Source organism: Streptococcus sp. HMSC070B10, from assembly GCF_001808665.1.
Lineage (GTDB): Bacteria > Bacillota > Bacilli > Lactobacillales > Streptococcaceae > Streptococcus.
On sequence record NZ_KV794202.1, the window covers coordinates 1 to 343 of the forward strand.

The 343-nt window shown below is 36.2% G+C and carries 1 pseudogene; it reads left to right on the plus strand.

Annotation, left to right across the window (positions count from 1 at the left end):
- Positions 1-343 (plus strand): annotated as a pseudogene (locus HMPREF2613_RS07100) (hypothetical protein); the annotation flags it as partial.

Consider the following 343-nt stretch of genomic DNA (forward strand, 5'->3'; position numbering starts at 1 on the left):
ATTACATGGAACTAGCGAAAAGGATGTGGTTTGAGGAAAAAGATGGAATAGAGCCAGATTTATCGTATGCTGGGTATCTAGATTTACCAATCGATAAACTTTCTATTCACTTAGAATTAGACAAGGGAACTCATGATGTTAGATGGAGGAGTGTTCAAATAAAGGAAGGGATAAAATATGATTTTTTATCCCATAAATGTGAATATATACAGCTAGATTACGAAGATGCTATGATGTCGGACTTTCGTGAGAAAGGCGAATGTTTAAGAATCGCTTCTACCCACCTTGACCTTCTTACTGTTGATAAACGAGCTATGTATATTATGGCCATTGAAATTGCGAC